The sequence below is a fragment of the Arsenophonus sp. aPb genome (genome assembly GCF_029873475.1).
Classification (GTDB): domain Bacteria; phylum Pseudomonadota; class Gammaproteobacteria; order Enterobacterales; family Enterobacteriaceae; genus Arsenophonus.
Map to the genome: position 1 here is coordinate 1,819,081 of NZ_CP123499.1, position 14,140 is coordinate 1,833,220.

16 protein-coding genes and 3 tRNA genes are annotated in these 14,140 nt (G+C 42.4%); 11 read left to right on the forward strand and 8 right to left on the reverse strand.

Features of this window, described 5'->3' with window-relative positions; genetic code table 11:
* The first annotated feature begins 2 nt into the window (after window positions 1-2).
* From QE177_RS08060 to QE177_RS08110, 11 genes are all read left to right on the forward strand, one after another.
* On the forward strand, window positions 3-914 hold the full coding sequence (locus QE177_RS08060) for a baseplate J/gp47 family protein (RefSeq protein WP_280548575.1): 912 nt from the start codon (window positions 3-5) through the stop codon (window positions 912-914).
* The gene (locus tag QE177_RS08065) at window positions 904-1,515 is read left to right on the forward strand and encodes a phage tail protein I (protein WP_280548577.1); all 612 of its coding nucleotides are present in this window, start codon (window positions 904-906) and stop codon (window positions 1,513-1,515) included. Before QE177_RS08060 ends, QE177_RS08065 begins: the two co-directional genes overlap by 11 nt.
* Window positions 1,512-2,813 (forward strand): phage tail protein, encoded by a 1,302-nt coding sequence (locus QE177_RS08070; protein ID WP_280548579.1) that lies wholly within the window; start codon window positions 1,512-1,514, stop codon window positions 2,811-2,813. The genes QE177_RS08065 and QE177_RS08070 overlap by 4 nt, the downstream gene beginning before the upstream one ends.
* Window positions 2,814-2,923: 110 nt before the next feature.
* A complete protein-coding gene (locus tag QE177_RS08075; RefSeq protein WP_280548581.1) occupies window positions 2,924-4,099 on the forward strand; it encodes a phage tail sheath protein in 1,176 nt (391 codons plus the stop codon).
* Between the two features lie 3 nt (window positions 4,100-4,102).
* Complete coding sequence (locus tag QE177_RS08080) at window positions 4,103-4,618, forward strand: phage major tail tube protein (protein WP_280548583.1); 516 nt, start codon at window positions 4,103-4,105, stop codon at window positions 4,616-4,618.
* Window positions 4,619-4,633: 15 nt separating this feature from the next.
* Window positions 4,634-4,954, forward strand: coding sequence for a phage tail assembly protein (locus QE177_RS08085; protein WP_280548585.1), 321 nt, complete (start codon window positions 4,634-4,636; stop codon window positions 4,952-4,954).
* Between the two features lie 2 nt (window positions 4,955-4,956).
* Complete coding sequence (locus QE177_RS08090) at window positions 4,957-5,088, forward strand: GpE family phage tail protein (protein WP_280548587.1); 132 nt, start codon at window positions 4,957-4,959, stop codon at window positions 5,086-5,088.
* Window positions 5,081-7,582, forward strand: coding sequence for a hypothetical protein (locus tag QE177_RS08095; RefSeq protein WP_280548589.1), 2,502 nt, complete (start codon window positions 5,081-5,083; stop codon window positions 7,580-7,582). Before QE177_RS08090 ends, QE177_RS08095 begins: the two co-directional genes overlap by 8 nt.
* 1 nt (window position 7,583) lies before the next feature.
* Window positions 7,584-8,018, forward strand: a complete 435-nt coding sequence (locus QE177_RS08100) for a phage tail protein (RefSeq protein ID WP_280548591.1) — start codon at window positions 7,584-7,586, stop codon at window positions 8,016-8,018.
* Window positions 8,015-9,073, forward strand: a complete 1,059-nt coding sequence (locus QE177_RS08105) for a phage late control D family protein (RefSeq protein WP_280548593.1) — start codon at window positions 8,015-8,017, stop codon at window positions 9,071-9,073. The genes QE177_RS08100 and QE177_RS08105 overlap by 4 nt, the downstream gene beginning before the upstream one ends.
* A gap of 61 nt (window positions 9,074-9,134) precedes the next feature.
* Complete coding sequence (locus tag QE177_RS08110) at window positions 9,135-9,353, forward strand: ogr/Delta-like zinc finger family protein (protein WP_280548595.1); 219 nt, start codon at window positions 9,135-9,137, stop codon at window positions 9,351-9,353.
* Between the two features lie 153 nt (window positions 9,354-9,506).
* On the opposite strand, the gene QE177_RS08115 is transcribed toward QE177_RS08110, so the two are convergent.
* From QE177_RS08115 to QE177_RS08150, 8 genes are all read right to left on the reverse strand, one after another.
* Window positions 9,507-9,593, reverse strand: a tRNA-Leu gene (locus QE177_RS08115).
* Window positions 9,594-9,600: 7 nt separating this feature from the next.
* Window positions 9,601-9,674: transfer RNA gene (locus QE177_RS08120), tRNA-Cys, on the reverse strand.
* A 33-nt stretch (window positions 9,675-9,707) separates the two neighbouring features.
* A tRNA-Gly gene (locus tag QE177_RS08125) sits at window positions 9,708-9,783 on the reverse strand.
* A gap of 131 nt (window positions 9,784-9,914) precedes the next feature.
* Entirely contained in the window at window positions 9,915-10,463 is a 549-nt protein-coding gene (gene pgsA, locus QE177_RS08130; RefSeq protein WP_280552246.1) for a CDP-diacylglycerol--glycerol-3-phosphate 3-phosphatidyltransferase, read from the reverse strand.
* 53 nt (window positions 10,464-10,516) lie between these two features.
* A complete protein-coding gene (uvrC, locus tag QE177_RS08135; protein ID WP_280548597.1) occupies window positions 10,517-12,349 on the reverse strand; it encodes an excinuclease ABC subunit UvrC in 1,833 nt (610 codons plus the stop codon).
* Entirely contained in the window at window positions 12,342-12,998 is a 657-nt protein-coding gene (locus tag QE177_RS08140) for a LuxR C-terminal-related transcriptional regulator (protein WP_280548599.1), read from the reverse strand. The genes uvrC and QE177_RS08140 overlap by 8 nt, the downstream gene beginning before the upstream one ends.
* 182 nt (window positions 12,999-13,180) lie before the next feature.
* Window positions 13,181-13,588: a phosphate-starvation-inducible PsiE family protein gene (locus QE177_RS08145; protein WP_280548601.1), complete on the reverse strand. Its 408-nt coding sequence runs from the start codon at window positions 13,586-13,588 to the stop codon at window positions 13,181-13,183.
* Window positions 13,589-13,678: 90 nt separating this feature from the next.
* Complete coding sequence (locus QE177_RS08150) at window positions 13,679-14,074, reverse strand: hypothetical protein (RefSeq protein WP_280548603.1); 396 nt, start codon at window positions 14,072-14,074, stop codon at window positions 13,679-13,681.
* Window positions 14,075-14,140: the final 66 nt, after the last annotated feature.

A 14,140-nucleotide genomic window follows, 5' to 3' on the forward strand; every position in this document is an offset into this window, starting at 1 on the left:
TCATGGCCACGATTGATTTAAGTCTGCTGCCCGCCCCTCATGTGGTCGAAATGTTAGATTTTGAGATGTTACTCACCGAACGCAAAAACGCGTTAATCAACGCCTGTCCCGATGAAATCAAAGGGATCATTAAAAATACCTTAGCGTTAGAGTCCGAACCATTAAGCAAATTACTGCAAGAGAATGTCTATCGCGAACTGTTATTACGCCAACGGGTCAATGAAGCGGCGCTGGCTAGTATGGTGGCATTTGCTCGTGGGGCAGATTTAGATCAGCTGGCGGCAAATAATAATGTTAAGCGGCTGATTTTAACCCCGGGTAATGACAATGCTATTCCCCCGGAGCCGCCTATTTATGAATCCGATAGCGACCTGCGGGTACGTATTCCAGCCGCCTTTGAGGGCTTAAGTGTTGCCGGCCCCATGGGGAGTTATGCATACCATGCCCGCAGTGCCGATGGTCAGGTAGCCGATGCGTCGGTGATAAGTCCGCAACCGGCCGAGGTCACTGTTTCGATTTTGGCACGTGAAGGCAATGGCACCGCTAGCGCTGACTTGTTAGAAAAAGTGAATAAGGCGCTTAATGATGAGGACGTGCGGCCAGTGGCCGATAGAGTCACGGTACAGTCAGCGAAAATCATTAATTACACCATTGATGCGGTGCTGTATCTCTACCCCGCACCGGAATATGAACCGATTTTACATGCCGCACAGGAAAAAATTGCTAAATACACCACCGAACAGCACCGCTTAGGCCGGCATATTGTGCTTAGTGCCATTTATGCGGCACTCCATGTACCCGGGGTTCAACGGGTGGCATTAAAGGCACCGAAACAGGATATTGTGTTGGATAAAACCCAAGCCAGTTTTTGTACTGAAATAACAATCCGTCGCGGTGATGACAATGAAAAATGACCTGCTACCGACCGGATCATCGCCCTTAGAGCGTGCCGCTGCCCTTGCGCTGGCGGAGATTGAACGTATACCGGTGCCCATTCGTCAACTCTGGCAGCCCGATAAATGCCCCGTCCACTTACTGCCTTATCTGGCCTGGGCATTTAGTGTTGACCGTTGGGATATCAATTGGCCAGAGAAAGCCAAACGTGAGGCGATTAAATCCGCCATGTTTATTCATCAACATAAAGGCACCATTGGCGCACTGCGACGGGTAGTTGAGCCCTTAGGTTATTTAATTCGGGTGACCGAATGGTGGCAAAGCGGCGATGCGCCAGGCACTTTTCGCTTAGATATCGGGGTTAATGAAAACGGCATTACCGAAGAAATGTTCTTTGAATTAGAGGCACTGATTGAAGGCGCCAAACCCGTCAGTCGCCATTTAAAGGGACTGGCCATTGAACTGGAAAGTTACGGCCGATTTTATTATGGACTTGCCTGTTTTGATGGCGATATCACCACCGTTTACCCCTACACCTCCACTGAAATTAACACAACGGGTGAGTATATGCCCGGCATGGCAATACATCTTATTGATATGATAGAGGTGGCGACATCATGAAATATTTTGCCCTATTAACGGAAATTGGCGAAAACCTGTTAGCCCAGGCGACCGCACTGGGTACCAAACTGGAATTAACCCACATAGCGGTCGGTGATGGTAACGGTCAATTACCTATTCCCGATCCCAAACAGACCAAACTGGTGGCTGAGAAACGCCGTGGTGCCATTAATACCTTATTTATTGATGAAAAAAATAAAAATCAGATTGTCGCCGAACAGATCATCCCGGAAACCGACGGAGGTTGGTGGGTGCGCGAAATCGGCCTATTCGATAAATCAGCCAATTTAATTGCGGTGGCCAACTGCCCTGAAACCTATAAACCGCAATTATCCGAAGGCTCAGCCCGTACCCAAACTATCCGTATGATACTGATTGTCAGCCATACCGAATCGGTGACAGTAAAAATCGATCCATCGGTGGTGCTAGCGACACGCGAATACGTTGATAAAGCGATTGAAGTGCGGGATAAAAAAATCAACGATATCGTGAATAAAAAACTGGATAAAACTGATATTGTTCAGGAGACCGGCAATAATACGGATAAAGTGATGAGTCAGAAAGCCTGTACGGATCTTTTGGCCAAGAAGATCTCAGATGAATCCCTTGAAGCAGGGAAAATCTACATTTCCGGTTCAAGTACGGATGCCGTGTTATCAATCGGTGGCTCAACGGGTTATGACATTGTCGCGAATAAAAAAACTAAAACGCTTATATTGCGTAATGTGAGTACAAACACGACGATTAATGTACCGACTAAATCTGGTACGCTGGCGCTCGTATCGGATTTAACCGCCACCCTCTACCCCATTGGTATTGCCATCTTTTTTGCCCAAAACAAAAATCCTAATCAACTGTTTCCAGGTACAAAATGGCAATATACCGGTGAAAATAAAACCATCCGCTTAGCTAAAGCCGATGGCAGCGATATCTTAAAAACCGGTGGTGCCGATACGATTAAATTGACCGAAGCCCAATTACCCGCGCATGGGCACACTTTTTCAGCAACAACCAGCAGTTTTGATTATGGTACGAAAACCACTAGCACAACGGGTGAACATGCGCATAACTATACCAACAAAAGTAAATCTACCAGGACATCTGGTGACGCTTGGAGTGCAGCAGCCGGGGAAAACGTCAATGCCACAACCTCTGCTAGCGGAAATCATGCCCATACCGTTGCCATTGGGGCACACAATCATACGGTTTCAGGTACAACCGGAAAGACAGGCAGTGGTAGCGAAATTAATATCATTAATGCTTTTGTTACTTTGATGTGCTGGTATCGGGTGAGTTAAGGTTAATTGCGCAGCCGACTTTGTCTGTTTGATGAAACAAATAAAACAGCGTGCATTTTTTATTGCAGATAGCGACCATAACAAGAAGACAACGCAAAGGATGATATTGTATGGCGCAAGATTACCACCACGGCGTGCGGGTGATTGAACTCAATGATGGCACCCGTCCGATTCGTACCATTAGCACCGCGATTATTGGTATGGTTTGTATCGCTAATGATGCAGACGATAAAATATTTCCTTTAAATAAGCCGGTACTTATTACTGATGTGCAAAGTGCAGTGAGCAAAGCCGGTAAAACTGGCACACTGGCACCCGCATTACAGGCAATTGCCGATCAGGCAAAACCGATAACGGTGGTGGTACGGGTTGAACAAGGCGAAACCGAAGACGAAACCACCGCCAATATTATTGGTGGTTTAACGACAGCAGACGGTAGCAAAACAGGTATCCAGACGTTCTTGGCGGCGCAAAATAGCGTTGGCGTTAAGCCGCGTATTTTAGGCGCACCTGGGATCGATAATAAAGATGTCGCGTCCGCACTGGCTAGCGCTGCGCAAAAACTGCGTGCTATGGCTTATGTGAGTGCTTATGACTGCAAAACCGCCGGTGAAGCAGTGAAATATCGCGAAAACTTTAGCCAGCGTGAAGTTATGCTGATTTGGCCAGATTTTTTAAGCTTTGATAATGTCAATAAAACGCAAACTACCGCCTGGGCAACAGCACGGGCACTGGGGTTACGCGCCAAAATCGATAATGATACCGGCTGGCACAAAACCCTATCAAACGTCGGTGTCAATGGAGTGACAGGTATTTCTGCTGATCTGTCCTGGGATTTACAAGACCCTGATACCGATGCGGGGTTATTAAACGAAAACGATATCACCACCTTAATTCGCCATAACGGTTTTCGCTTCTGGGGGTCGCGCACCTGTTCGGATGATCCATTGTTTCAGTTTGAAAGTTATACCCGCACTGCGCAAATTCTGGCTGATACGATGGCGGATGCCCATATGTGGGCCATCGATAAGCCCCTTTCACCGTCACTGGTTCGCGATATTATCGAAGGCATTAATGCCAAGTTACGCACTATGAAAACCCTGGGTTATCTGTTAGGCGGCCAATGCTGGTTTGATGACAGTGTCAATGATAAAGAAGGGTTAAAAGCGGGCAAGCTGCTAATCGACTATGACTATACACCAGTTCCACCGTTAGAAAATCTATTGTTACGTCAGCGTATCACTGATCGCTATCTGATGGATTTTGGCAGCCAAATAAAGGGATAAACGATGGCACTTCCACGCAAACTCAAAAATATGAATCTGTTTAATGATGGGGAAAACTATCTCGGTATTGTGGAAGAAGTCACCTTACCGAAATTAACCCGTAAATTAGAAGGCTATCGCGGTGGCGGCATGAATGGCGAAGCGCAGATTGATTTAGGTCTCGATAGCGGTGCGCTGGATATGGAAATCACCCTCGGTGGCGGGGAAGCGCAACTCTATAAACAATGGGGGATCGCTACCATTGATGGCGTATTACTGCGCTTTTGTGGTGCTTATCAGCGTGATGACACCGGCGATGTGACCGCCGTTGAAATCGTGGTCAGAGGACGCCTGGCAGAGATTGATCCAGGCAGCGCCAAATCGGGCGATAACAGCCAAACCAAACTCAGTTTTAAACCCGCCTATTACAAACTGTTATGGGACGGTGAAGAGCTGATTGAAATTGATATTGTCAATATGATTGAAAAAGCCGGCGGCGTTGACCGTCTTGAACAACAACGCGCCGCCATTGGCTTATAAGGACGAGGTAATAGCATGACAGAGTCAAAAACCGCAGTAAACACCGATAACCAAATTACCGTCACGTTGGATGAATCTCTGCAACGCGGCAATACCACCATCAATGAAATCATTATTCGTAAACCCAACAGTGGCGCTTTACGCGGTGTTCGCCTTTATGCTCTGATGGAGATGGATGTCGATTCGGCGGCATTAGTGCTGCCGCGCGTAACCACGCCAGCATTAACCAAAGCAGAGATTTTTAGTCTGGCACCCTGTGATTTAGTCAGTCTTATTACAGAACTAACCAGTTTTTTAGTACCGAAATCGGCGCTTACCGCTTCCCCGAACAGTTAACGGTGAATGACTTAGAAGCGGATATTGCCGTGATATTCCACTGGCCGCCTTCTGAAATGGCGCAAATGAGTTTGACTGAACTATTAGCCTGGCGTTATCAGGCTTTTAAACGCAGTGGTGCCGATAATGAGTAAAAATTTACGTCTGCAAGTGATATTAAGCGCGGTGGATAAAATCACCCAACCGCTCAAAAACGCTCAACAGGTGAACAAAAAACTCGCTGAAACATTAAAGCAGTCACGCGAACAGTTAAAGCAGCTTAATCGTGCCAGTCAAACGGTGAATGGTTTTAAATCACTCAGTGAAAAATCAAAACAACTGAGTGACGCCTTGGCTCAGGCGCGTCTTAAAGCAAAAATGATGGGGCTGGAGCTGGCGAGCCTTGAAAACCCGACTAAAAAGCAAACCGCCGCGTTAGAAAAACAGTGGGCGACGGTGAATAAGCTCGATAGCAGTTATCAAAAAAATAGTGGTCAAATGGCAAAAATGCGCGCTGAACTCTATCGCATGGGGATTTCCGCGCAAAACAACCAGCAGGCCACTGCTTATATCCGGCAGGAAACCGACCGCTACACCGCTTCACTTAAAAAGCAGGAGCAACAACTGGCCCGTCTTGCCGCACAAGATAAACGCCTGAGCGCCGCGAAAACTCGTTATCGTAATTCAATCAATCGGCGTAATACGCTGGCCGGACAAGGGGTTGGTTTAATTGCCAGCGGTGGCGGTGTTTTGATGGGCGTTAAACCGACATTAAATGAAGCGGCTATTTATGAAAAAGAACTGGCGGCATTTCGCGCATTAGGGGTCGGTGAGGCGGTACTTATCGACGCACAAAAGTTTGCCACCGGCATGCATATTATCGGTAATAGTGCCACCGAAAACTTAAAAGTGTTAAAAGAAGCCCACGCGGTATTACGGCACTATGATGAAGCCAAAATGGTGGCGCCGACCTTATTAAAATTACAATATGCGACTAAATTTATGTCCTCCCATGGCATAAGTCACGAAGCGGCGCAAGCGCTACGTGACCAATCGCCTGCGGTGCTAAAAATTGCCGAACTGCGCAATGAAATTAATACCCCAGCACAGTTTAAGCGTTCAGTTGACTTGACCGCTCAGTCAATGGCCGCCAGTGGCGGTATGGTTTTACCCGATGATTATATGGCAATGTTAAAAACCGGTGGCACCCCTGCCAAGCAATTAAGCAATGATGCCTTTTACTTTGGCATGTCACATATTATCCAGCAATTAGGCGGGGACAGAACCGGGACTTCACTAAACAGTGCCTATCAAAATCTGGTTAAGGGCAGTACCACCCAGGGCGTGATGGAAAATTTAATGGCGCTGGGATTATTGAAAAAAGGTGCCGTAAAATACGGCAAAACCGGTCACGTAACAAAAATGTTGAACGACGCGCTGGTCAATGTTGAACTCTACAAAGCCGATCCGTTTCGTTATTTAATGGAAGAGATGGTTCCCCGCATCCGCAAAAAATATCCCAATGCGAGCGGATCGCAGATGGAAACCCATATTGCGCAACTATTTTCCAGTCGAACCGGGGCAGATTTATTTGTCACCATGTATCGCGAACACAGTAATATTGAAAAACAAATTAAAGCCGGCCGTGAAGCTTATAACCTTGACCAACTGATTGCCGAAGGACGAAAAACCGCGCAAGGGCAACAGATTGAACTCGACGCTCGCAAAGCAGATTTATATCGTGAAATAGGTAATAAACTGTTACCTATTTATATTAAAGGGCTGGAAATGGTCAATAGTCAATTGACCAAAATGACGGCGTTTTTTAAAGCCCATCCAGCGATGACGACCTTTTTTGGTATCGCCATTGGCGGATTTGCTGCACTTGTTACCGTCGGTGGGGCATTAACCTTAACCATGGCCGCAATGATAGGGCCGATTGCTGCGGTTCGACTCGGGTTGACATTGGTAAGTTCGGTAATGACCTTACTTGGGGCGGCCTCATTAACCAATCCGATTGTGCTGTGGATAACGGCAATTGCGGTCGCCGCCTTACTGATTTATCGCTATTGGGACAAGTTAGTCCCCTTTTTCAAAAATTTATGGGCCACTATTTCGCAATATTTTACTGAGGGTTATGAGCGACTCAAAACCGGCATTAAACAGTTTGGCAGTGAATTAATCGATAACTTAAAAAATGGCATTATGGAGAAATGGGAATCGTTAAAAACCTTCTTTGCCGAGATAAAAAACGGTATTATCAATTTAGCGCCGGACTGGTTATTATCTGATGAAAACAAAGCGCTGCGGGCGAAAAGAAGTCTTAGGGTATTAAACGGGCTAAAATCGGCCGGTATGTTTGATAGTGGCGGAAGAATACCAGCGGGTTATTTTGGTATTGCAGGCGAACACGGGCCGGAAATTATCAGCGGCCCTGCTGATGTGATTAGCCGTCGCCAGACCTCCTCACTGTTTGAATCGATTTATGCCAGTGCCTCAACGCCGCAGTATATCAATATTGCCATTCATGCCGCCCCTCATCACTCGCCGCAGGATATTGCCCGCGAAGTCGCCTATCAACTTAGTCGCCATCAGCGACAACAACAAACGCAACAACGTAGTCGTTATTTGGATAGCGAGGATTTTTAATATGGCATTAGCGGCGCTGGGCTTATTCGTTTTTCAGCTAAAAACCACCCCTTATCAAAATATGCAGATCAACAAGCGCTGGCGATATGGGGTTAACTCCCGCATAGGAACGCGGCCAACCTGCCAATTTATTGGGCCGGATAATGACGATATTACGTTAAGTGGTTCTCTTTACCCCGAACTCACCGGCGGTAAAGTCTCATTGGTTGTCTTAGAGATGATGGCCGAGAGCGGCAAAGCCTGGAGCTTTTTAGATGGGGACGGCAATATTTACGGCATGTTTGTGATTGAAGAAATCAGCCAGAATAAAAGTTATTTTTTTGCCAATGGTGCCGCCCGAAAAATCGATTTTACCCTGAAACTAAAACGGGCGGACAGTTCCCTATCGGCGGTATTTGGTGACCTGAGTCAACAGCTAGCAGGGATATTATCATGATAAGCGAAGAAAACAGCCCCGCCTATGCGTTAGCCGCTGGCAGTCGTAATATCAATGCCTTGATACAGGGTCGATTAATATCATTAACCTTAACGGATAATCGCGGATTTGAGGCTGAGCAGCTGGATATTGAATTAGATGATAGCGACGGGCAATTAGCCTTACCCCATCGCGGCGAAACCCTGTCATTACACCTGGGCTGGAAAAATGAAACACTCATTCATAAAGGCACCTTTACTGTGGATGAGATTAGCTATAGCGGCGCGCCGGATAAATTAACTATTCATGGCCGCAGTGCCGATTTTCGCTCAACCTTAAATAGCCGACGGGAATTGTCTTATCATCAAAAAAAATTGGGTGAAATTGTTCGCACGATTGCCAAACGCAATAAATTAATGCCGATTGTCGATAACACATTAGCTAGCATCACGATTACCCATATTGACCAGACCAATGAATCAGACGGCGCATTTCTCACCCGCCTAGCGCAACAGGAAGGGGCGATTGCGACGGTCAAAAATGGCAACCTGCTATTTATCCGCCAGGGACAGGCAAAAACCGCCAGTGGCAAACCCTTGCCGCAAATCATTATTACCCGTGAAATTGGCGATAATTATCAATTTTCACTGGCCGAACGCAGTGCTTATACTGGCGTGGTGGCCAACTGGTTAAATACCCGTCAGCCCCAGCAAAAAAAACCGATTAAATTAAAACGCCAGTTAAAAAATAATAACAAACAAGGTAATTACTTAGTTGGCGAAGAAGGTAATATTCTGACCTTGAGCCATACCTATGCCAATAAAAGCAATGCCGCCCGTGCCGCAAAATCAGTATGGGAGAAAATCCAACGAGGAGTGGCTAACTTTTCGATTCAACTGGCTAAAGGCCGTGCCGATCTCTACCCTGAAATGCCAGTAAAAACGTTTGGCTTTAAACCCGAGATTGATATCGCCGACTGGATCATAACCCGCGTCACCCATACCTTAAATGACAACGGATTTATCACCGCACTGGAATTAGAAGTAAAGATCAGCGAATTAGAAATGCAAGACTAATCTCACGTCATTATGCTAAAATAGAGACAATATCAACATGATGATAAAAGGTTAATCAATCATGATGAGATGTCCCCTTTGCGGCTATGCCGCCCATACCCGCAGTTCATTACAAATCTCAAGCGAAACCAAAGAGCGTTATAATCAATGCCAGAATATTAATTGTGGCGCGACATTTGTCAGTCATGAAACCGTGGCCAGATTTATTTCCCAACCAGGAAAAGTTGAGCCGGTCAATCCCCATCTTGATCGGTTTGAACAGATGGCATTTCATTTATAGAAGAATAATACTGTTTATAACATCAGTGCTGCCAATCTGCTGCCACTTTTGCTGCCAACATCAATTTTTACGCTAATATATAGACGTAAAAAAGCCATCTATTTAGATGACTTTTCTTGCTTTAACTCGCTGATACTCAACGAATTTTTAATATGGTGCCCAGGGCGGGACTTGAACCCGCACAGCCTTAAGGCCGAGGGATTTTAAATCCCTTGTGTCTACCGATTTCACCACCTGGGCTAAATTCTGGAGGCGCGTCCCGGAGTCGAACCGAGGTAGACGGATTTGCAATCCGCTGCATGGCCACTCTGCCAACGCGCCCTACTCAATCTAGTTTACTTGTAGGGCTGATATTGGAGCGGGAAACGAGACTCGAACTCGCGACCCCGACCTTGGCAAGGTCGTGCTCTACCAACTGAGCTATTCCCGCATTCTCACTATGCTTAGTTAATTTGTTAAACCTAGCATCGTTTGATGCGCTGCATTCTACTTGTTTCCTGTATTGAGTCAATACTATTATTTATTAATTCGATTCGTTCGCTGTTTTTTCAATCATTTCGATCAAGCTTCATTCAAATTTTTCCAAGCTGCAGATAAATATTGAAACATAGACCAAAACGTTAAAGCAGCCGCAAAATAAAGTAATACGATAGCAATTACCTCAATTTGGATATTAGGATGCCAGAGCAATCCTACTAATGAGCCCATCTGGGCAGCTGTTTTAAATTTTCCAATCCAAGAAACAGCCACACAACTACGTTTGCCCACTTCAGCCATCCATTCCCGTAATGAAGAAATAATAATTTCACGCGCAATCATCGTCACTGTTGGTAATGTAACCCACCAAGTATGATAATATTCGGTCACCAATACTAATGCCGTTACTACCATAATTTTATCAGCAACGGGATCTAAAAATGCACCAAATTTAGTTGTTTGCTGCCAGAGTCTGGCAAGAAAACCATCAAACCAGTCGGTTAACGCCGCAATGACAAAAAGAAACGCACAAACAAAAGGCGCCCAATGAAAAGGAAGATAAAAAAATAACACAAAAAACGGAATCAATATGATACGAAAAAGTGTTAACCAAGTTGGGATATTTAATTGCATCATGCTCTATAATTGTCTGGCCAAAATAAAATATATATACAATTCCACTAAGCTTATTGCTTCAACGCATTATGAATTTTTTCTGCTAGTGCATATGAAATCGTTGGCACTTTTGCGATTTCATCAATACTCGCATTACGCAGAGCTTGTAAGCCCCCCATATATTTAAGTAGCATTTGCCGACGTTTAGGACCTACACCATCAATAGACTCTAAGGTGCTGGTATTTCTAACTTTCGCCCTACGCTGACGATGTCCGGTAATCGCGTGATTATGTGATTCATCACGAATATTTTGTATTAAGTGTAGCGCAGGTGAATCAGGCGGTAACGAAAGGCCTTCACCTTCAGGTTTAAAAAATAATGTTTCTAAGCCGGCTTTGCGATCATGTCCTTTAGCGACTCCTATCAATTGGGGTCGGGTAATGTCCCAATCGACATTTAATGCCTGGAATACACCAATTGCTTGAGCCAGTTGTCCCTTGCCGCCATCAATAAAAATAACATCTGGCACTTTACTTTCATCTACATGTTTACCATAACGTCTCGTTAAAACTTGATACATAGCAGCATAGTCATCACCAGGCGTAATATCAATTATATTATAACGACGATATTCCGAACGTAATGGCCCATTACTATCAAAAACAACACAAGATGCTACAGTTTGCTGTCCCGAAGTATGACTAATATCAAAACATTCCATTCGAAAAATTTTTTCTAGTCCTAGCAAATCAGCTAACGACTCCATTCTTTGGTGAATGGTAGATTGTTGTGCAACTTTTGTTGTCAATGCTGTCGCTGCATTAGTACGAGCCAGTTTTAAATATTTAGCTTTTATTCCTCTTGGTTGCACTTGAATGTTAATTTTACGTCCCGCTATTTTAGACAATAAATTAGCAAATAGCGCTTTTTCTGGTAATAAAAAATCCAACAATATTTCTGCGGGTAAAGAGCGAATCTCACTACCCTGTAAATAAAATTGACCTAAAAAGGTTTGCACGACTTCACTTAATTGGGTATTTGCTGGGATCTTTGGATAATAACTACGACTACCAAGGACTTTTCCTTGTCGAATAAAAAGTACTTGAACACATGCAATGCCTGCGTGATAAGCAACACTAATAACGTCAAGATCTTGCGTATTACCAGAGACAAATTGTTGCTCAGTTACCGCTCTAACTGCTTGTATTTGATCGCGATAACGTGCTGCACTTTCAAATTTAAGCGTTTGACTTGCCTGCTCCATGTTTTGGATTAATTGATTAAGAACCTGTTGATCCTTACCTGATAAGAATAAACGAACATATTCAACTTGTTGATAATATTCTTCATCAGCAACTAGTCCTCTAACACAGGGTCCAAGACAGCGATTAATTTGATATTGGAGGCATGGTCTGGATCGGTTTCGATAGACACTATCTTCACACTGACGCAGTGGAAAAAGCTTTTGTAATAAAGCTAGCGTTTCTCTGACGGCATGAACACTTGGAAATGGGCCAAAATAGTTACCCTTTGCCTTCATAGCGCCACGATGCAGAGCCAAACGTGGATGTTTATCTGCGCTTAAAAAAATATAAGGATAGGATTTATCATCCCTTAGTAGAACATTATACCGAGGTTGATAAAGTTTAATATAGTTATGTTCAAGTAATAAAGCCTCTGTTTCTGTATGTGTTACGGTAATATCAATTTGAGCAATATTTTTAACCAGTTGTTCCGTTTTACGGCTCGTTACTTGCCCTCTAAAATAACTCGCTAAACGTTTTTTTAAATCCTTCGCTTTACCAACATAAATCACTACTCCAGATGTATCATACATACGATATACACCCGGTTGATTAGTTACTGTTTGCAAAAATACTTTCGGATCAAATAATTCAGGCACTATAATAAAAACTCTCTGTTTGAATCAATCCATTTGTTATAGCTATATGAGTTAATTCTACATCACTACGAACTTTTAGTTTACTAAACATTCTATATCTGTAGCTATTTATTGTTTTTGCATTTAAATTGAGCTGTTTTGCTATCTCGCCAACCGGTACACCACGCGTTACCATAAGCATAATTTGTAATTCACGATCAGATAAAAGGTTTAAAGGGTTACTCATTTCTGTCTCTAATTGATGTAATACAAGCCATTGCGCAATATCAGGCGACAAATATTTTTGCTTTAACTTGACGACACGAATGGCATGCAGTAAATCACTCTCTTTTGCCTTCACACTCAGTATACCTCGTGTTCCAGCTTCTAGCGCCTTCATTAAATAGATATTTTTCTTTTCAGTAGAATACATAATTATGCCTATATCAGGGATCATCCTAATCAAACTTTGTAATTTTTTAATTAAGTCATAATCACTTGTTCTCCCATTTAATAAAATAATTTCCGCCGTATGTTTTCGGCACCATTGGATGGCTTGATTCAAAGAGACAACATGCCCAGCTATTTTCATACCTTTTGTTTTATCAAAAATAGACTGCATTCCCAATCGAATAAACTCATTATCTTCGACTAATAAAACACTGATCAAAGAAATCTCCCTCTTCTAATAAGTAATAAAAATATCATTATCTTTAATATATGAATTTATTTATGCTAGATAAGCACTATATTTTATAACTTACAATAGAAAGTTAATAAAATAAAAGTATTATTAATTACGCTAGATACTATTTACTATACATATAAAACAATTTTAAATATAATTTTATATTATAGCTTGTATTTTATTTTTTCAGTATTGGTAAAATATAAAGCTAAAACCAATAACAAGATCGCTTTATTATAAATATTAATATAGGTAACAGATTTATAAACAACAATAATTAAACAGACAATAGTTGCAATACCAATATAAATAAAATAACGTAAAGGAAAATAATTCTTTGATTGAAAACATTTAATGATTAATGCAATAAATTGAAAATAAAAAATATAAGTAAAGATATCTTCAAGTAAATAGTTAGATGGAGGTACTAAATTAATACTAAATAATAATGTTAACTGGTAAATTTTACTTGCTAAAAAGAATACCAATAATATTGCTAAAATCAACGAGCTAAAATTCAAAATGTACTGACGCAACCTAGATATATTGATATTATATTTAGTTATTTTCATTGAATCTCCTCAATACCATCAACCAAAATTTTACCAAGATACTCATGATGATAGAATTATAAATCTAACAAAAACTGGTTCAATTTATTTTTAAGTATTAAGAATATGTTTTTGTGTAAACAATGCCTTCTCTTCAATCAGCTTATAATACATAGGATTACAACCAATATAAAACTGAGTAACTAGGAAAGCAATTTGACTCTGTTCAAATAAAACCGCATTAATATAATGACTTTCAGGGCTAAACATCTTAGAAAAAAAATATGAATATTTATTACAAAATTTTCGCACTAGCCATGTAAAAAAGCGATAATAACTTACATTAGACTTATCTTCGATTGATAAATCACATTCAATAATAAAACGCATTAACAGATAGCCATTCCATTTTTGATACATCAGACAATGGCAGGCTGTAATTTCATAACAGGGTAGATCTGTTTTTAATATAACTCGTCCATATAAACATTGACCCTCATACTGCATAAACATGCCCTTTTTATTATTGAAAAACAAATAAAAACATAGCAATTTTTTAAAATCAATAACTAT